We start from the raw sequence: 19,203 nt of genomic DNA on the forward strand, positions 1-19,203 counted from the left end.
GGTTTGATAGAAAAGTTTTAATTCTTCCTTTTTTATCGTTTTTTGATTGTTCGGCTGTTGGCGATAGAGCGTTATTTTGTGATAGATTGAGCTCTTAAAAGAGTTTGATCTATTGCCTTAGAATTGTAAATTTTGAAAGTTAGTTTTTGAGTGAAAGTAAAATAAGGTAAAGTCCATGGCATATACAGCTGAAATGATTCTTCGCTTGCGTGAAGAAAAAAAAGAAATGCGAAACCGCGATTTTGCGGTTTCGATTGGTGTATCTGAAGCGGAACTTATTGCGGCCTATTGTACCGTTGGAAAGGCAAAAAGACTACAAGCTGATGTTGCTACTCTCTTGGAGAGTGCACCTCGACTTGGAACAGTCATGGTCTTAACACGAAACGAACATGCTGTTCACGAAATAACAGGACGTTTTGAAAAAATTGTTCAAAACCAACATATTCCTATAACACTTGGTGAAATTGATTTGCGTATTTTTACAAAACAATGGAAGTTCGGTTTTGAATATGATGTCGTTGTTCTTGGAAAACCTACAAAAAGTCTACAATTCTTTGATCAGCATGGCGTTGCTATTTTTAAAGTCTATTCTAAAGCTATGACCAATATGGAAGAGTGGAATAAACTTGTTGAAAAGCTTCTTCTTGAAGATCAGTCCCCTGTTCTTGACATTCTTCCCGTTTCTCTTCCAGTCCAGTGTGACATAACAGAATTGGATATTGAGAATTTTCGGGATCGTTGGCGAAAAATGACAGATGTACACCAACTTCACAAAATTATTTCCGAATTTAAAATGAATCGGCATCATGCTGTAAAATATGCTGGCAATGAATTTGCTGATGCATTACAGGTAGATGCTGTTGAAATAATGCTTAACCAAGTTGCACAACAAGAACTACCAATTATGTGCTTTGTTGGTAATAAGGGGTGTATCCAAATTTTTAGTGGGACTGTAAAAAATATTAAGCAAATGGGGCCTTGGCTTAATGTTCTTGATCCAGGGTTTGACCTCCATTTACTCACGTCTGGAATTTCTAGTGTATGGCATGTTCGCAAACCTACCCGTGATGGTTATGTCAGTTCGCTTGAAGTTTTCGATAAAAATGATGAAATGATTGTTCAGTTCTTTGGCTTGCGCAAAGAAGGTCAAAAAGAGCGTGAGGATTGGCGTTCTTTATTGAAGTCTCTTCCTCCCTATCAAGAATTAGTCGTCGCTTAGAAAGATAAAATATGCTTATACTTCTTTTGCGCAGACAATTAAGTTTTTTTCTTCTTTTTATATTGCTTTCTCTTAGCTTCTCTTCTCAACGAGTCGTAGCTGAGCCTACCACACATTTTTCTGAAAATGCACGAATTGTCTCTATTGGCGGTTCTTTAACGGAAATTGTTTATGCATTAGGTGCACAAGATCAACTTGTTGCTCGTGATAGTACAAGTGTTTATCCCAAAGAAGCTCTCAAACTTCCTGTGCTTGGCTATATGCGTGCTCTTTCCCCTGAAGGTGTTCTGTCTCTTGCTCCAGAAGGAATCTTGCTCGTTGAAGGAAGTGGGCCTCCTTCTACAATTGAAATTCTCAAGAAAACATCAATCCCTATCGTGATCATACCAGAAGACTATTCTCGAGAAAGTGTCATAGAAAAAATTCGCCTCGTTGGCAAAGCCGTCCATCGTGAAGCAGAAGCCGCTGCGTTAATTCAAAAAGTGAGCCGTGATTTTGTAGACAATGATGCTCTTTTGGCAAAAGTAACCAAGCCAAAGCGTGTCCTTTTTATTTTGTCCGTGCAAAATGGGCGCGTCATGGCATCTGGAACAGATACAGCCGCTGATGGTATCATAAAGCTTTCGGGTGGTGTCAATGCCATTACTGATTATAAAGGGTATAAACTTCTCAATAACGAAGCGTTATTGAAAGCAAATCCTGATGCTATTTTGCTTATAACACATAGTGGAAGATCTCTTAATCTTGAAAAGCTTTTAGCTATACCAGCAATTCAAGCAACAACTGCCGCCAAAAATCATGCTATTAAACAAATGGATGCTATGTACCTTTTAGGATTTGGTCCACGCACTGCATACGCATCAAGAGAACTTATTCATATGCTTTATGGAGCAAACCAAAACGGTAAAAACGGATAGAATTGGTAGCGCCATCCATGGTTGATGCATCTGAAACAAAAAAAAATAAAAAAATAAATCGCGAGAATTTGAGAAAAATACTCTTATTCAGTCTAATAATATTCCTCGTCTTTAGTATTTTAAGCGGACTTTTAAATGGTGCTTCAAATACTTCTTTCTTTGATTTTCTTTATAGCATGTTTACGCAAGAATTTTCTGTCAGTAGTAAGACACGCGATTATCTCATATTTATTGATATCAGGCTTCCTCGTGTTATCTTAGGATTATTGATTGGAGCAGCTTTAGCTGTCTCTGGTGTTCTAATGCAAGGGCTTTTCCGTAATCCTCTTGCAGATCCTGGGATTGTAGGTGTATCAGCAGGAGCCGGTCTTGGTGCTGTTTTAGCAATTGTTATCGGTTTTGCCTTTCCCGTTTCATTTGCACCTTTTCTAGAGCCATACAAAGTTATCATAGGCGCTTTTTTTGGTGGGCTTTTATCAACGATTGTTCTCTACATCATAGCGACGCATCATAACTTTACCTCTATTGCAACCATGTTGCTTGCTGGTATTGCCCTTGGGGCCCTAAGCAGTGCAGTTGTCGGAACGTTGATTTTTATCGCAAATGACCAACAATTACGCGATATTACTTTTTGGAGTCTTGGCTCTCTTGCGGGTGCGACATGGTTGAAAGTATGGCTTGTTCTCCCTTTTATCTTTATTGGTCTTCTTTTCTCCCCCTTTTTAGCACGAGCTCTTAATGCTCTTGCGCTTGGAGAAGCCGTTGCTGGTCATATCGGTTTTCCTGTTCAACGCGTTAAAAATATTGCTATTCCTCTTGTTGCTCTTATGTGTGGAAGTGCTGTTGCTGTCAGTGGTGGTATCGGTTTTATCGGTATTATTGTCCCTCATATTTTGCGTCAGCTCATTGGTCCTGATCACCGCTATCTCATTCCTTATTCTGCTCTCTTGGGAGCAGCATTGCTTATTTTTGCTGATACGTTTGCACGCTTAATTGTTGCTCCCGCAGAATTGTCAATCGGAATCGTAACAGCGCTTTTTGGTGCCCCCTTTTTCCTATGGATTCTTATATGTAAACGAGGGACAGACTTTTCATGATTGAAGCGACAGATATTTGCGTTCAGCGCGGAAAGAAACAGATTCTTAGCCACATTAATCTTCAAGCTAAAAGTGGAGCTTTTACCATCATTATCGGTCCCAACGGATCAGGAAAAAGTACTTTTGTTAAAGCATTGAGTGGGGAAATTCCTTACAGTGGAAAAATAACCTTAAATGGTTATGATGTACGCCAAACAAAAACTTGTGAAATGGCAAAAATGCGAGCCGTTTTACCACAATCAACGACACTCGTATTTCCATTCTTAGTTCATGAAGTTGTAGGGCTTGGTCTTTCTGTAAACCAAATTACCATTACCAAAGCCGAATTACAAAACCTTATCCAAGAAGCTTTAGAGCGCGTTGACCTTTCTGATTATGGAAACCTATATTATCACCAGTTATCAGGTGGAGAGCAAGCGCGCGTACAACTTGCACGTGTTCTTTGCCAAATCTGGAAACCCACTTATAATGGAATTCCTCGTTGGATGATATTAGATGAGCCTATTGCAAGCCTCGATATTCAACATCAAATTATCGTTATGGATATTGCAAAACAATTTGCCCATTCTGGAGGTGGCGTTCTTGCTGTTCTCCATGATCTCAACCTCGCGGCACATTATGCAGATAACATGATCTTGCTTAAGGAAGGAGAGATTTATTGCGAAGGAAATGCGACTCATGTTTTGACAACACAAAATCTCCACGATGTTTATCATTGTTCCTTAAACGTTTCTGAATTACCTAAAGAAGATATCCCATTTATACTCCCTCAAACAGCATCTTCCTATGAGATTAGATCCCAAAGCTATCGGCTTCAATCTAAAAATTAAAATCCATAAAAAAATAAAACACGTAAATATTAAAGAGTCTGTTTTATTTTTAAATGACCTTCTTTTTGTCACATGTCCTTTTAAAAAAGAGAATCGAACACACCGTATTTTTCGACAAAACAACCTGTTTAAAATTTTACGTGACTAAAAATATTTGAGATTTTGTTTTGCTATTAACTTATATAATATCGATATGAGCTCTCCCGCTTTTTCTATAACTTTTGTTTTTATCAACATAATCCAAGAAATATGTACAAAATTAGATGTATTGTTTATATTTTCTAAATACCCGATAGAAATCAAATCCCTTTCTTCAATCTATAAAATATTCATTTGTGGCTTTAATGGCGTTATTTTTTTCATGACACATATGCTTTAGATATTTTTATAAATAGACAAATATTAATTTATACACCTCTATAGTAAAAGCATATCAAATCATATTTTTGACTTTTCTCCCTCTATTTACAAATTGTTTTTTTAACTCTTTTAAGTATTGTAATAAGATAGTTTTTTCTTCGCATACGTAGAAAATAACGCGGAATAGCTCCGCGTTAATAAAATTATCAGGGTGTATAGATACTTTATTCCCCAATCATACTCATGATTTTATAGCGTAGATAACGGTTGTATTAACAGGGCGCGTTTCTGCTTCACCCGTACGGGAAAGGGTTATCTTGTGTGTATGTGTACCAGCTGAATCTGTTGTCCCTTTCAGGGGTGTATTATAGGTATAATGATTCGGTAGTCTCCCAATATCACCAGTTGGCCATCCAACTCCTTTATACTCAAAACTATGCGCATGCTCGCCTGCATTTTCAATGTTTCCAATATGCGTATGCGATTTTATGCTATCTTGTTGTTCATCTGCAAATTTTCTACCACCATCTACCCCCCGACCATTATCAAAGCCGCGTAAAAACATGCCTCTAAAATCAGGAACTTTAAACGTTTTATTGCTGTCTTTACCCCATTTATCACCTATTGCCTTGAATAACTGCGGATAATCTTCACGCTTATAGGCCTTACCATCACATAAAAGCCAACCATTTGGCACATTTTGCATAGCAAATGTTGCAATGAATCCAGCAGGAAAACTTTCTATCTTTGGTGGTGTAGGATTTAATAAATACCAACCCTCATGCTCTTTTATTAAAACACCATTATTGTATATCATTTCATAAATGCCATCTGTTTGAAATTCTCCACCTTCTAATGGCATAACCCCCGCATTAGTGGCTTTATAGATACGCTTTTCTCCTATATTATTAACAGTTATTGTTGTCGCACCAACATTTACACCACGAGCTTTAAAACGTATGATGATATCATTGTTGTATTTCTTTATAGGTGAAACTGTCTTTAAGGTAATTAATGTTGTTTTATCTTCTGCATTTACTGTAAAGCTTGAATTAATAGAACCACCATTATCTGCAAGATACTCACGCACGCGCTGCATCATCGCCCGTGCACTATCATTGACAGAACTAGGTGGCTGACCTTCTGCCCAGTTAATGATATTATCTGAATGAGCATTTTCATCAGCTTTTAGCGACCAATCGTAAATATTAGACATTATAAATCCCCCATTATTTTCATCGTTTTTCTAATAATTTCTCGTTCTGTGCTCTAAAATGTGCCCGCCGCATTGCTACATCATAACCGCTGCACCATTCCTATTTTACGCATTCTTTCTCTCTTCACTCCTTCCCATTGTAATAAGTTCATTTCATAAAACTTTTTTCATAACATCAGTCTTAATGCTTCCACTTCTAATGTGTAATGTAGCCACTTCATCTGAGGTTACTTAATATCTTGTTTTGTTGCTTTGTTATCGTTATATAGTTGTATTTTCAAATCCTGCATCTTGTTGCAAAGCTTACAAATACTGTTCAAATTTTCCCTTACTATAGATTTCATATAACCATTATTGAATGCAATAACTTGTCATCTGCTTAGAAAGTTTCTGATTTGAATTTTTAATGAGACATTTTATTTTTTCAGTATGTTAAGTCTATCTTTTGACTATGTTTTGTATTTTAAAAATTCAAAAGTTAGCTTCAGATTCTTTGCATGCCTCATTATGTTTTTATTTATAGGCAGATACTTTGTTCTATTTCATTCAATTTATTCTTGAAATTGCGTTATGAGATCAGCACAAATGTTTTTGAACAGACTTCTGTTCAACCTCCATGCATCATAGAAAATATATCGATAGATAATTTCTTCATACCTTCAGTGAACTGAAATACTAAGGACATATCACAGTCTTTCCTCAAGTCTGAAGATTGTACCAATCCAGATACCAAGAAACACACCCCACCCCCCAAGCTTTTATGAACATATCTCGCAAGATTTTTAAAACCAACGCTCTACAACCAAACCCGCCCTCATTTAAAACGGCTCTCCCTCTCTGTATATATTTTATTATAGGTATATTTTTTTTGCAAGAACAATAAATCCTTTTGAACATGATCTCGCAATTATTGGTGCTCTTCTTAATCATTGCACTATCAAAGTAAGTACTCTCTAAACTCTTTTGCTTACTCATCTGCCTCATCAATCCAAACAAAAAATGCCCGATTGATTTATATTTTCTCTCCCCAACTATCAAAAACAATTTCTTAATATATAGTTTATCACTTCATAATGCCTCTTTTTATTCTTAAAAAATACACCAAAATCGTTAAAAATAATATCTTTGTGATTGACAATATCCATATTTAAGCCAATCATACCAGTGCTAGCAAAAGTGTTTATGTGGGGGAGTGCAGATATTATTTAGATATTGCATTAATCTTTTCAAAATAAATTTTCTTAAACTTTATTGAAGATCACTGACTATAAAAGGTTAAAAGCATTTCTTCATTCAAGAATACATAATTGATCATTTGAATATATCCCCATACCCCTTAGTTTTTGAACTCTGTGTTTAAAAGGAAAAAATTTGTGCCGAAAAATATTCCATCAATCAGTTGCAGCCCCTTTCCCGCCTCACGCAAAATTTATCAACAGAGTCCTCTTTTTTCTGATGTGCGTGTTCCGTTGCGTGAAATTTCATTGACCGATGGTAGTGGTGAAAAACCTTTAAATGTTTACGATACTTCTGGTCCCTATACCGACAAAGAGGCAATCATTGATCTTACAAAAGGTTTACCAGCAATTGGCTCATGTTGGCTCTTTCAGCGTGCTGATACTGAACCTTATCCTGCGCGCTCAGTTAAACCTGAAGATAATGGATTAACGAGCTCTCCTATACCAGCCTTTGAAAAAAAACGACCTATTTTACGAGCCAAAAGTGGTAAAGCAATTACACAAATGGCGTATGCACGTGCAGGTATTATTACCGCCGAAATGGAATATGTCGCTATACGAGAAAATGAAGGGCTCTCAATAAAAGACCTGCAAACAGTGCAATCAAATCTATTGGGTGGAGAAATACCGGAAATTTATACTGCGGAATTCGTTCGGAATGAAATTGCAAACGGACGCGCCATTATTCCTCAGAATATCAATCATCCAGAATGCGAACCAATGATTATTGGGCGTAATTTTCGTGTTAAAATTAATGCCAATATTGGCAATTCCGCCGTAACATCTTCTATGGCAGAAGAAGTTGATAAAATGGTTTGGGCTATTCGTTGGGGCGCAGATACAGTAATGGATCTCTCGACAGGACGAAATATTCACAATATTCGTGAGTGGATTATTCGAAATTCTCCTGTACCCATCGGGACTGTTCCTCTTTATCAAGCACTCGAAAAAGTACAAGGTGTTGCTGAAAATTTAACATGGGACATTTTCCGTGATACCCTTATAGAGCAAGCAGAACAAGGCGTTGATTATTTTACTATTCATGCTGGCTTAAGGTTACCATTTATTCCGATGACCATTGATCGTATAACAGGGATTGTCTCACGAGGCGGTTCTATTATGGCAAAATGGTGTCTCCATCACCATAAAGAAAGCTTTCTCTATGAAAATTTTGATGAAATTTGTGATATTGCAAGCACCTATGATATCTCTCTTTCCTTAGGAGATGGATTACGCCCTGGCTCTATTGCCGATGCGAATGACGAAGCACAATTTGCCGAACTTAAGACTTTAGGAGAATTGACAAAAACTGCTTGGGAAAAAAATGTACAGGTTATGATTGAAGGACCAGGACATGTCCCAATGCACAAAATTAAAGAAAATATGGAACAACAACTCGATCTCTGTCATGAAGCCCCTTTTTATACTTTGGGACCTCTTACAACTGATATTGCTCCTGGTTATGACCATATTACATCAGCAATTGGTGCGGCTATGATTGGATGGTTTGGAACCGCTATGTTGTGCTATGTAACGCCTAAAGAACATTTAGGACTTCCCGATAAAAATGATGTCAAAACGGGAGTCATCACTTATAAAATCGCTGCTCATGCAGCTGATCTTGCAAAAGGTTTACCCAGAGCACAGTTACGCGATAATGCTCTTTCACGTGCACGATTTGATTTTAGATGGCATGATCAATTCAACTTGTCTCTTGATCCAGAAACAGCGTATGCCTTTCATGATGAAACAATGCCAAAAGATGCGCATAAATTGGTGCATTTTTGTTCCATGTGTGGACCAAAATTCTGTTCTATGCGTATTTCCCATGATATTCGAGATGCTGCAGCACTCCAAAAGACAAAAGGTGAAGGTATGGTTGCTATGGCTGAAAAATATCAAGAAAGGGGTGACATTTATGTCGAAGCACCTCAAAAAAAGAGAGTAAGTAGTTGAAGAATATTCTTATCAAAGGTGCGGGGGTCGGTGGTTTAACGGTTGCTTTTATGTTACAACAAAAAGGCGCTCATGTTACTGTATCGGCCCCTCCTTCTTCTCCTATAGGAACGGCAAGTTGGTATGCGGGAGGAATGCTAGCACCTTACTGTGAAAGAGAAAATGCTGAACAAATTGTTGAAGATCTTGGTGTACAAGCCATACAATGGTGGTGCAAAACATTTCCAGATCTTGTTATACGAAAAGGAACTTTAGTTGTCGCACCAGCACGAGATAAGGTAGAACTTGAACGATTTTCAGAGCGAACACATCATCATAGAATTATAAATGGTGAAGAAATAACGCGCCTTGAACCTGATCTTGCAGAACGTTTTAACCATGCGCTTTTTTATGAAAATGAAGCGCATCTTGATCCTCGCAAAGCACTTATTGCTTTAAAAGAAAACCTAATAAAAAGTGGCGTATGTTTTGTTGATGTCAAAACGTCTGAAAAAAATTTTGATATGGTCATTGATGCAACAGGAATAGCACGCTTAGGAAAAGATAAAGATATACGAGGGGTGCGGGGTGAAATGCTGCTCCTACGCAGTAGGGATATTAAACTTTCCCGTCCCGTTCGTCTTCTTCATCCCCGTATTCCGCTCTATATCGTGCCGCGGCAAGATAATATTTTTATGATTGGTGCAACGATGATTGAGAGTGACTTTGATGGCGCCATCTCTGTCAGATCAATGATGGAATTGCTCAACGCTGCCTATACATTGCACCCTGCTTTTGCTGAAGCAGAAATTATTGAATCTGGTGTTGGGGTTCGTCCAGCTTATCCTGATAACTTCCCTTCTGTATACAAATATGGTAATCACATTTCTATGAATGGATTTTATAGACATGGTTTTCTTTTATCTCCAGAAATGGCAAAACGAACAATGAAATTGGCATTGGAATAAAACATGCAGATATTTGTTAATGGTGAAAAACTTCAAACAGAAGCCACTTTTCTTAATCTCTTGCTTGTGGAATTGGGATATGAAGGAAATTGGCTAGCAACTGCTGTTAATGCTGAGGTTGTTCCTTTAGAGGCGCGCGATCAATTTATTTTGCATGAAGGGGATAAAGTAGAAATTTTAAGCCCAATGCAAGGAGGCTAATATTTATGTTGAATCTTTATGGACGTGAATTCTCATCCCGTCTTATGTTAGGTACAGCACAATATCCCTCCCCTGCAATTCTGCGTGATGCTATTTGTAAATCCGGTACAGAAATTATAACCGTTTCATTACGCCGAGAAAGCGCTGGGGGAAAACAAGGAGGGCAGTTTTGGCAATTCCTTCAAGAGCTCGATATAACAATACTTCCCAATACCGCAGGTTGTTACACTGTTAAAGAAGCTATGACCACGGCCCATTTAGCACGAGATCTCTTTAAAACTTCTTGGATTAAACTCGAAATTATCGGAAATGCCGATACCTTACAACCCAATGTTTTTTCTTTAATTGAAGCAGCAGAAATTTTAAACAGTGAAGGTTTCCATATTTTTGCCTATACAACCGATGATCTCATTGTGGCTGAAAAGCTTCTCGATGTTGGTTGCCGTGTCATTATGCCTTGGTGCGCGCCTATTGGTTCTGCTAAAGGCCCTCATAATATCGATGGACTGCGCTCTATCCGTGCTTACCTTCCTGATGTTACGCTCATTATTGATGCTGGCATTGGGCGTCCATCCCATGCTGCTGTTGCTATGGAACTGGGTTATGATGCTGTGCTTCTTAATACCGCAGTTGCTAAAGCAGGTGATCCTGTCTTGATGGCTGAAGCATTTTTTAAAGCTATCCAGGCAGGGCGTATGGGATATAAAGCAGGTATTCTCGAAGCACGCAATGTAGCGGTTCCTTCAACGCCCGTTATTGGTAAAGCGGTATTTTGATGAAATTGGATCCTTTTTATCTCATCGTTGACAATGCTGATTGGGTTGAACGCTTGGTTCCTCTTGGTGTAAAACTCATACAATTGCGTATGAAAGACGAAAACCTTCAAACAATCAGTCAACATATCAGACGCGCAAAAAACATCTGTGATCAATGGGGAGCACAATTAATTATTAATGATCATTGGCGCATAGCCATTGATGAAAAATGCAATTTTATTCATCTTGGACAAGAAGATCTAAGCAATGCTGATCTTCCTGCAATTCGTAGAAATGGTATAAGATTTGGTCTTAGCACTCATGATGAACATGAATTGGATATCGCACTCTCTGTTCATCCTAACTATATTGCTCTTGGTCCTATTTATCCGACAATCTTAAAAAAAATGAAATGGCAACCTCAAGGATTAGAAAAAATCAAACAATGGAGAAAACGAATTGGTGCTTTACCTTTCGTTGGAATTGGTGGTTTAAACCCAGAACGCGCAATAGATATTTTGAAAGCAGGAGCCAATAGCGCGGCTGTTGTCACCGACATTACCCTCCATAAAAAACCCGAAGAACGGGTAGAACAATGGCTCAAGGTGACCCAGCCATGGCGTTGACACCTTCTATTCTCATTGTTGCAGGCACTGATCCAACAGGAGGTGCTGGTATTGTTCGTGATATAGAGACAGCTGCACATTTTCACATCAAAGCAAATTTAGCCATCACTTGTGTAAATGTACAAGATGATCATCACGTCGCTGAAATTGTACCCATGAATGAAAAACTTATTGCCGCACAAATGCGTATAGCTCTAGAGGCTCATTCAGTCAGCGCAATAAAAATTGGCATGACCGGAAATCAAGCAATTATAGCAGAAATTTGTCGTGTACTCGAAGATTATCCCCATATTCCCGTTATTCTTGATCCGGTACTGGTTGCTTCATCAGGGGGGAAACTAACAACGGAAAAAATCATAGAAATTATGATCAATCAGCTTCTCCCATATGTGACTCTTTTAACACCCAATAGAGACGAACTCGCTCTTCTAAGCCAAACCCCACTGGCATCTCATCATGAAGAGACCATACAACAAGCAAAAAAACTTTTGTCATTGGGCACTCGCTCTATTTTAGTAAAAGGGGGGCATGCAGAGGGATCTCTTGCAATTGATAGCTTCATTGACAAAATGGAAGTCATCAATATTTCTGCTCCACGTTTAAAAGGAACAATGCGTGGAACAGGGTGTATTCTCTCAAGTGCCATTGCAGCCCATTTGGCACTCGATGAATCTCTTATTTCAGCTGTCAAAAAAGCAAAAGCATATACCCACACATTGCTTTTAACCCATTGTAAAAATATTTTTTAAATAATATCAGATTATATAAAAGTAATATTTATGTATTTTTGTTCATATAAATAGTATTTATAAATAAAAATATTGTCATTCATACCACTTGCGTTCCGTAGAGAATTCTTTTACCATGGAAATATTAGTCTGCTTAAAAAGTTGAAATAGCGTAATTTAAACAAATTTTACATTTAAAGATGTCTATAATTGTAAAGATTCGTATTTTACGATTTATCTTTTTTGTGAAAAGAGAAAATGCTATCAGCGTTCTTATACATTAACGACTAACGAATATATTTATAAAACTTGAAGGATAATTTTGTTTGATCTATCGTCATTAGATCATTAGAAAAAATAAAATGTTAAATCAAACACCGTGCTCAATTTCCTATGAAGAACTCTTAAACTTTTATAAAGAAAGTGGTGCGGATGCTGTTCTGGCAGATTTACCTATTGATCGTTTTAAGCAATCTGTTTGTTCAGAGAAAAAATTAATATCTGTTGTGAATGTTTCTCATAATCAACAAACACCCCCCAAAACATCTCCAACCATAAAATTAGATCATCAGCCGCTGCATAACTCTAGGGCTATACAAAATGAACCTGCAGCTATAGAGAGCGCAAAAAGTGCAAAGACACTTGATGAATTAAAATCTGCTCTTCTTGCATTTAATGGCTGTTCATTAAAGTTAACAGCAAAAAACACCTGTTTTTCAGATGGGACAGCAGGAAGCCCTCTGATGCTCATAGGCGAAGCCCCAGGACGAGAAGAGGATATACAAGGCGTTCCTTTTGTAGGAAAAGCAGGAATGTTACTGAATAAAATTCTCGCATCAATTGGCTTAACAAGAAATAATGTGTACATCGCCAACACTATTCCTTGGCGTCCACCAGGAAATCGTACACCAACACCAAGAGAAGTTGCCTTGTGCCGCCCTTTTATTGAACGGCACATTTATTTAGCGCGTCCTCGTGTGCTTATAGCACTGGGAGGCGTTGCTGCACAGTTTCTAACCGGATCTCAAAGTGGGATTATCCGAACACGAGGGAAATGGCATGTTTATGAAAGTGAGGATAATATAAAAATACCTGTTATGCCGACTTTCCACCCAGCCTACCTTCTTAGAACCCCTAGTCAAAAGAAGCTTACATGGATAGACTTCTTAGAAGTAAAAAAGCGCCTCGATAGCCTTTTGTAATTCTTTAATCTTTTTTGACTCTAAAATTAAATACCTTCTTTAACTCTTAAAATATGAATGGGAAAACTATGGAACAGCCAACAACATCTATTTATCGTTTGGAAGACTACCAGCCAACCCCTTACATTATCCCCAAAACACAACTTTCTTTCCAATTGGCACCAACAAAAACTTATGTTACAGCTATATTGTCTATTGAACCCCGTCACGATACAAAAGAATTAACACCTCTTGTGCTTGCTGGAGATGATCTTACTTTAATTTCTGTTGCGATTAATGGTGAGACATTAGCTCCAGACACTTATCAAGTTACGCCTTCACGTTTAGAAATTACAACGCCACCTGCAGTTCCTTTTACATTAAAATTGGTTACGGAAGTGAATCCTGAAAGTAACCGCCAACTTATGGGGCTTTATCTTTCAAATGGTGTTTATTGCACACAATGCGAATCGGAAGGTTTTCGTCGTATGACTTATTTTTACGACCGTCCAGATGTCCTTTCTACCTATAAAGTGAAAATTGAAGCAGACTCCCAAACAGTCCCAATCTTGCTTTCAAATGGGAATCTCGTAGAAACAGGAACTTTAGAAAATAATCGCCATTTTGCCGTTTGGGAAGATCCTTATCCCAAACCATCTTATCTCTTTGCTTTAGTAGGTGGCGATCTTGATAAGTTAGAAGACCATTTTACAACTGTATCTGGACGACGTATCGCGCTTGGTATTTATGTAGAAAAAGGAAAAACTAAACGCGCTGCTTATGCAATGGATGCGCTCAAACGTTCCATGCGTTGGGATGAACAACATTTCGGGCGCGAATATGATCTTGATGTTTTCAATATTGTTGCTGTTTCAGACTTTAACATGGGGGCAATGGAAAATAAAGGACTTAACATTTTTAATGATAAATATGTTCTTGCCGATCCCGAAACAGCAACCGATCAGGATTATAGAAATGTTGAACGCGTCATTGCCCATGAATATTTCCATAATTGGAGCGGTAATCGTATTACCTGTCGCGATTGGTTTCAACTCTGTTTAAAAGAAGGATTCACTGTTTATCGTGATCAGGAATTTTCATCAGATCAAAATGTACGCAGCCTACAGAGAATTGAAGATGTAAAAACATTAAAAGCGACGCAATTTGCCGAAGATGCAGGACCTCTTGCTCATCCTGTTCGTCCTCGTCAATATAGCCAAATTAATAATTTTTACACCACAACGGTTTACGAAAAAGGTGCTGAAGTTGTTCGCATGATACGAACGATTTTAGGTCCCTCTCTCTTTCGTAAAGGTACTGATCTTTATTTTCAACGTCATGATGGACAAGCTTGTACAATTGAAGATTTTATCGCCTGTTTTGCTGAAGTATCTGGCCGGGACTTCTCTCAATTCATGCTGTGGTATGAACAAGCTGGAACTCCCAACGTAGAAATCGATAGTCATTATCGTGATGGTGTTTTAACAATTCATGCCAAGCAACATATTCCCGCAACCCCGCAACAAAATACAAAAAAGCCTATGCTTCTTCCTATTGCATTTGGCTTGTTAGGACCTAATGGAGAAAGCCTCGCTTATGAAGCGGAAACAGATATTCAATCAGACGTTATGCTGCTCTCCAAGGAAAGCCAAACCTTTACATTAAAGGGTCTCCGTGAAAAACCTGTTTTATCACTGCTGCGAGACTTTTCTGCGCCAATCATTCTACAGATGCCATTCAATGAAAGCGAACTTATTTTTCTTGCACAACATGATGACAATCACATCAATCGCTGGCAATCTCTTAATCAATTAATGACGCAAGCTTTGATTCAAAGCATTCAAGATAAAACACTGACAAAAGCAACACTCCCTTCTGCTTTGCTAAAGCTGATTGAAACAATCATAACAGATGAAAACTTAGAGCCTGAATTTCGTGCTTTCTGTTTAAATTTACCTAGTGAAGTTGAGCTTGCGCATACAATCGGTAAAAATATCGACCCAGATCGTATTCATTATGTCCGCAATCAATTTTTAGCTTCACTTGCACAAACCCACCAAGAGCTCTTAACAAAATTCTATGAGCAGATGCAAACCCAAGAGCCCTATTCACCAAACACTGTACAAGCTGGAAAGCGAGCATTAAAGAATATCATACTGGATTACCTTTCCATTGCTGAAGCCAATCCAAATCGTGCTGCGGCACAATATGCAACAGCTGATAATATGACTGACCGAATGGCGAGTATCGCTGTTCTCGTAAAGCGTTTTAATGAAAGTGCGCAGGCACAAAATGCTTTAAATGATTTTGAAAATCGCTATCGGTATGACCCTTTGGTCATGGATAAATGGTTTTCTATTCAAGCAATGGTTGCTGGCGCATCAACACTCGAGAATGTTCAAAAGCTCATGCAACACCCGCTGTTTTCAAAGGATAATCCTAATCGTGTACGGTCCCTGATCGGTGTCTTTGCTTCTCACAACCCCACAGGTTTTAACAGAGTAGATGGAGCATCTTATCATTTTCTTTGCCAAATCATTTTGGAAATTGACAAAAAAAATCCACAGCTTGCTTCACGATTATTAACAATGATGCGCTCTTGGCGACAATTAGAACCCATTCGGCAACAAAAACTTGAAACAGAATTAAAAGCAATTTCTGCTGCACCAAAATTATCAAGCGATGTCGCTGATATCATCAATCGTCTGCTCACTTAAAACAAAAAAATATTTTAAATCAATATACTATAATATTTTTTGAAATAAATTCTATAAACACCTCAATCATCATTAAACCGATAAACAGGCACCCTAAGCCTGTTTATCGGTCATGTTTCAAATGCCTTTTCCCTTCCATATTCCACATTCATAAAAGTAAAATACTTTTTTTTAAAAAAAAGACTGGACAGAAGACTCCGGTTTTGATTCACTGCACGCTTATGGGGCTTACTCATGAAAATCGAAGCAGTTTTTAAATCACATTATTCCGGAATTAAAGGAACAAGAGATGACTAAATTGGACGCATATAATGCGCCAACGGAGATATATGCTGATTCAAAATCGAGCGCTCAAAATCATAAAGCGCAGACAAAACATATTCATCTGCCTTCTGGCTCTGCCTATCAAAAGCTTCTCTTTATTGAACCTTGGTTACGACGCTCACTTCCATTTGTCATTGTCGCATTTCTTATTGTCCTTGCGGTCATTCGTTTTGTATCAATCTATGATTGGCGCAATACAGTTGATAAAAGCACGCGTTCTACCCTCACGCTCTTAGCTTCTCATATTACTAACACAATTGATCGTGACTTATTGGCTCTTTCTCAGAAAGGAAAAGTCTCTGCCCTTTCTCATCATCATTTGCAAAATATCCTCACCGTTTTTCGCAATCAAGATCTTATTAATCCCAGCGCTCTAATCGCCATTGTTGATCAAAAAGGCAATGTCTTAGCTTCATCCAGTTCAGAGATTGTCTTAGGAAAACCTTTGCAAGATTTTATCTCTGACAGCATTGCTTTGCAATCTCTTGGACAACGCGCTGGAATTATGAAAATCACAATAGGCAAGGATACCCCTGCTCTTGCTTCATTTCACCAAACAGAAAACGGGCAATATGGCGTATTCATTAGTGAAAAGATGCAAGATAGCGCTATGGAATGGCGCAAATTTTTTTCGCTTAATATAACCCTCTTCATCGGAACAAGCGGTATTATTCTTGTTCTTCTTTATGCTTATTATAATCAACTTTTACGAGCACGTAAGACAGATCTTGTTTCAGAAAAATTTCAAAACCGTATTGATATGGCAATGATGCGTGGGCGTTGTGGATTATGGGATTGGAATATGGCAAGTGGGCGCGTTTATTGGTCACGCGCAATGTACGAAATGCTTGGCTATGTCCCTCAAGATGCATTACTCTCAATTTCGCAAATTAGCGCCATTATCAATCCCAATGATGCTAATTTTTTTGACCTTGCTCAAGAATTAATGGGAGGCAAAAAAAAACATATCGATATCAATGTTCCCATGCGTCATGCTGATGGTCATTATGTATGGATGCGGCTTCGCGCCGAAGTTACTGAAGAAGAAGAACCTCATTTGGTTGGTATTTCTTTCGACATTAGTGAACAGCAACAATTGGCTGAACAAACAGCACAAGCCGATCTTCGCATCCGTGATGCGATTGAAAATATTTCAGAATCTTTTGTCTTGTGGGATGCTGAGGGACGTTTAGTCATGTCCAACAGCAAATTTTGTGAATATGCCGCTATTCCGAAACAAATTCTACAATCAGGGATCCAACGTGCAACTGTCGAAGCCATGGCCCGCCCTGCACTCAGTGAATATCCCCTCAAAGATGATGGTACCGGCAACTTAACCAGTATTCGCCAAACGGCAGATGGTTGTTGGCTTAAAATTAATGAACGGCGAACCCAAGATGGAGGATTGGTTTGTATTGGTACTGATATTTCTGAGCTTAAACAACAACAAGAAAAATTTGAAGACAGTGAAAGGCGTCTTTTTTCTTTTATTCAAGAACTCAAACGTACGAGAGGAAGTGCTCAACAACGTGCAACAGAAGTTGAAAAACTTAATAAAAGTCTGAAAGCAGAAAAAGAGCGCGCCGAAAGTGCTAATAAGGCTAAATCAGAATTTTTAGCCAATATGTCTCATGAATTGCGCACACCTCTGAATGCTATTCTCGGCTTTTCAGATATCATGTTGCAATCGACTTTTGGACCTCTTGGTTCACAACGCTATAAGGAATATATGCATGATATTTATAATTCAGGAACCCATCTTCTAACCCTTATCAATGATATCCTTGATATGTCAAAAATCGAAGCTGGAAGATTTACGCTTGATTGTAAAAATACCGACCTTGAGCCCATCATTAGTGAAGCAGTACGAACACTAACGCCTCAAGCTCAAGAAAAAAATATTGCTGTTACAACAAATATCACCCCAAAACTTCATGCTGAAGTTGATGGGCGTGCAATGAAACAGATTTTCCTTAATCTCATCTCTAATGCCGTTAAATTTACGCCTTCTGGTGGAAATATTGATGTCTGCGCTTTCAAGAAAAAAAATAACCTTATTTTTAAAATTACAGATACAGGCGTTGGTATTCCGCAATCAGCCATCAAAAAACTTGGACAACCTTTTGAACAAGTTGAAAATCAGCTTACTAAATCCCATACGGGTTCAGGTCTTGGATTAGCTATTTCACGCTCCTTATTAGAACTACACAAAGGGAAACTTGAAATTACTTCAAAAGAAATGAAAGGAACAACGGTAACGATTATAATGCCCATCACGCAAAGTTAATTTTTTTTAATTTCCCCATTTTGTTCCCGTTGTAGCAAAATCTGTTTCCGTTTAACTCCCCAACGATACCCTGAAATAAAACCATTTTTACACACTACACGATGACAAGGAATGAGGACAGCCAATTCATTACGTGCACACGCATGAGCAACGGCACGAAAAGCTTTTGGCATCCCCACACGGCACGCTAATTCCTCATATGAAATTGTTTCACCACACGGTATATCGCATAATACCGTCCATACTTGCCGTTGAAAAACTGTACCATTTATATCTAAGGGAAAATTATATTTTTTTACCAACTTAGGCGTTTCTATCATGGCTATAATATGGGCGACATCTTTCTTAAATGCATTGTCACCCACAACTTGTTGTGCATCACCAAAGCGTACCGTAAACTCCTGTAATAATTGCTCTGTCGTATCCCCTAATGCGATATGACAAATCCCTTGTTGAGACTTAGCCACCAAAAGTTTTCCTATGGATACATCTTTTAGACAGAATATTCTCTTTTGGGAAATGTTCAGCATTTTAACTTTCTCTATATTTCAAAAAGTTCTGAACATCATCATAAAATAAAGGGAAAGTATTTACTATCTTTTAA

15 protein-coding genes are annotated in these 19,203 nt (G+C 38.1%); 13 read left to right on the top strand and 2 right to left on the bottom strand.

From position 1 onward, the window contains the following. The first annotated feature begins 175 nt into the window (after positions 1 to 175). From PVV57_RS01775 to PVV57_RS01790, 4 genes are read left to right on the top strand one after another with little or no spacing between them, the layout of a single operon-like run. On the top strand, positions 176 to 1,219 hold the full coding sequence (locus tag PVV57_RS01775; RefSeq protein ID WP_273783315.1) for a hemin-degrading factor: 1,044 nt from the start codon (positions 176 to 178) through the stop codon (positions 1,217 to 1,219). An 11-nt stretch (positions 1,220 to 1,230) separates the two neighbouring features. Next, complete coding sequence (locus PVV57_RS01780) at positions 1,231 to 2,136, top strand: hemin ABC transporter substrate-binding protein (RefSeq protein WP_273783317.1); 906 nt, start codon at positions 1,231 to 1,233, stop codon at positions 2,134 to 2,136. A gap of 17 nt (positions 2,137 to 2,153) precedes the next feature. Beyond that, positions 2,154 to 3,233, top strand: coding sequence for an iron ABC transporter permease (locus PVV57_RS01785; RefSeq protein WP_273783319.1), 1,080 nt, complete (start codon positions 2,154 to 2,156; stop codon positions 3,231 to 3,233). Further along, complete coding sequence (locus PVV57_RS01790) at positions 3,230 to 4,063, top strand: heme ABC transporter ATP-binding protein (RefSeq protein ID WP_273783321.1); 834 nt, start codon at positions 3,230 to 3,232, stop codon at positions 4,061 to 4,063. Before PVV57_RS01785 ends, PVV57_RS01790 begins: the two co-directional genes overlap by 4 nt. A gap of 601 nt (positions 4,064 to 4,664) precedes the next feature. Here the strand turns inward: PVV57_RS01790 and PVV57_RS01795 are convergent. Beyond that, entirely contained in the window at positions 4,665 to 5,639 is a 975-nt protein-coding gene (locus PVV57_RS01795) for a phage tail protein (RefSeq protein ID WP_273783322.1), read from the bottom strand. Between the two features lie 1,373 nt (positions 5,640 to 7,012). Between PVV57_RS01795 and thiC the strand changes: the two genes are divergently transcribed. The 9 genes from thiC to PVV57_RS01840 all read left to right on the top strand — a co-directional run bounded on the left by thiC (position 7,013) and on the right by PVV57_RS01840 (position 18,599). Next, a complete protein-coding gene (thiC, locus tag PVV57_RS01800) occupies positions 7,013 to 8,833 on the top strand; it encodes a phosphomethylpyrimidine synthase ThiC (protein ID WP_273717597.1) in 1,821 nt (606 codons plus the stop codon). After that, entirely contained in the window at positions 8,830 to 9,780 is a 951-nt protein-coding gene (gene thiO, locus PVV57_RS01805) for a glycine oxidase ThiO (RefSeq protein ID WP_273783323.1), read from the top strand. Before thiC ends, thiO begins: the two co-directional genes overlap by 4 nt. A gap of 3 nt (positions 9,781 to 9,783) precedes the next feature. After that, positions 9,784 to 9,981, top strand: a complete 198-nt coding sequence (thiS, locus tag PVV57_RS01810; protein WP_273717599.1) for a sulfur carrier protein ThiS — start codon at positions 9,784 to 9,786, stop codon at positions 9,979 to 9,981. Positions 9,982 to 9,986: 5 nt separating this feature from the next. Further along, complete coding sequence (locus tag PVV57_RS01815; RefSeq protein ID WP_273783325.1) at positions 9,987 to 10,757, top strand: thiazole synthase; 771 nt, start codon at positions 9,987 to 9,989, stop codon at positions 10,755 to 10,757. Next, the gene (locus PVV57_RS01820) at positions 10,757 to 11,362 is read left to right on the top strand and encodes a thiamine phosphate synthase (protein ID WP_273783326.1); all 606 of its coding nucleotides are present in this window, start codon (positions 10,757 to 10,759) and stop codon (positions 11,360 to 11,362) included. Before PVV57_RS01815 ends, PVV57_RS01820 begins: the two co-directional genes overlap by 1 nt. Next, positions 11,353 to 12,111, top strand: coding sequence for a hydroxymethylpyrimidine/phosphomethylpyrimidine kinase (locus tag PVV57_RS01825; RefSeq protein WP_273758030.1), 759 nt, complete (start codon positions 11,353 to 11,355; stop codon positions 12,109 to 12,111). Before PVV57_RS01820 ends, PVV57_RS01825 begins: the two co-directional genes overlap by 10 nt. Before the next feature lie 341 nt (positions 12,112 to 12,452). After that, a complete protein-coding gene (locus PVV57_RS01830; RefSeq protein ID WP_273783328.1) occupies positions 12,453 to 13,292 on the top strand; it encodes a uracil-DNA glycosylase family protein in 840 nt (279 codons plus the stop codon). 68 nt (positions 13,293 to 13,360) lie between these two features. After that, positions 13,361 to 15,988 carry an aminopeptidase N gene (gene pepN / locus PVV57_RS01835; RefSeq protein WP_273783330.1) on the top strand — a complete coding sequence of 876 codons (2,628 nt, stop codon included), beginning with the start codon at positions 13,361 to 13,363 and terminating at the stop codon, positions 15,986 to 15,988. A 289-nt stretch (positions 15,989 to 16,277) separates the two neighbouring features. Continuing rightward, a complete protein-coding gene (locus tag PVV57_RS01840; protein WP_273717604.1) occupies positions 16,278 to 18,599 on the top strand; it encodes a PAS domain-containing sensor histidine kinase in 2,322 nt (773 codons plus the stop codon). Here PVV57_RS01840 and PVV57_RS01845 read toward each other — a convergent pair. Next, complete coding sequence (locus tag PVV57_RS01845; protein ID WP_273717605.1) at positions 18,596 to 19,129, bottom strand: methylated-DNA--[protein]-cysteine S-methyltransferase; 534 nt, start codon at positions 19,127 to 19,129, stop codon at positions 18,596 to 18,598. The two genes, PVV57_RS01840 and PVV57_RS01845, sit on opposite strands and share 4 nt — an antisense overlap. Positions 19,130 to 19,203 lie beyond the last annotated feature (74 nt).

Source organism: Bartonella sp. AU15XJBT, from assembly GCF_028618615.1.
Taxonomy (GTDB): domain Bacteria; phylum Pseudomonadota; class Alphaproteobacteria; order Rhizobiales; family Rhizobiaceae; genus Bartonella.